The sequence below is a fragment of the Streptomyces flavofungini genome (assembly GCF_041028215.1).
Lineage (GTDB): Bacteria > Actinomycetota > Actinomycetes > Streptomycetales > Streptomycetaceae > Streptomyces > Streptomyces flavofungini_B.
On record NZ_JASKYR010001349.1, the window covers coordinates 1 to 1,020 of the forward strand.

1 protein-coding gene is annotated in these 1,020 nt (G+C 72.5%); it reads right to left on the minus strand.

What is annotated here, in order from left to right:
• Positions 1-1,020 (minus strand): alkaline phosphatase family protein (locus AB8Z36_RS40980; protein ID WP_369218420.1); only part of this gene is annotated, 1,020 nt, incomplete at its 5' end.

The following is a 1,020-nucleotide window of genomic DNA, read 5'->3' on the forward strand; positions in this document are numbered from 1 at the left end:
CTAGGAGCGTACTTCGAGGAGGGGGACGAGCTGCTCGACGGGGGTCATGGAGCCGTGCATGCCGACCAGTGAGGACTCCTTCGGCTCGCGCTCCGTCGCCACGATCGCGACATCGTCGTACGCGGCGGCCACGACGTCACCGATGCGGTCGTACACACGTTGATCAATGTGTGGACCGAACCAGCCCGCATGGATCGCCTCGTCACGAGAGGCGACCCAGAACTGCTCGCCGAGCACCTCCCGCCAGACCGCCAGGACATCGCCCCGCGCCCCGGGCACCGCGTAGACATGGCGGGCCCGGCCCTCGCCGCCGAGATGGGCGACGCCCGCCCGCAGCTCCCAGTCCTCGTCGAAGTCGATACGGGACCGCTCGTCGAAGGGGATGTCGAGCATGCCGTGGTCGGCGGTGACGTACAGGGCGCTGCGCGGCGGGAGCTGCTCCGCGAGGCGCTGGGCGAGCCGGTCGACGTAACTGAGCTGACCGCGCCAGGCGTCGGAGTCGACACCGAAGCGGTGGCCCTTGCCGTCGACCTCCGCGTAGTACGTGTAGACCAGGGAGCGGTCCCCCGCCGCCAGCTGCGCGGCGGCGAGGTCCATGCGGTCCTCGCCGGAGAGCTTGCCCCGGAAGGTCCCGCCGCTCAGGGCGATCTTGGTGAGCGGCGTGTGCTCGAAGTGCGGGGCGGATACTTGCGCGGTGTGCACACCCGCCTCATGGGCCTGCTGGAAGACGGTGGGGTAGGGCTGCCACGCGTGCGGGTCGGTCCAGGGGATCCAGCGGAGCTGGTTCATCAGCTCGCCGGTGGCGGGGTCGCGCACCGTGTACCCCGGCAGGCCGTGCGCGCCGGGCGGCAGACCCGTGCCGACCGAGGCGAGCGAGGCCGCGGTGGTGGCGGGGAACCCGGCGGTGAGCGGCTGCCCCGTGCCCGCGTACGGCTCGGGATCGCTCGCCGACCTGCTGCCCACGCTCGTCGCCCACCAGGGCGTGCCCGGCCACGCGCCGGCCATCGCCGAGCTCGCCCC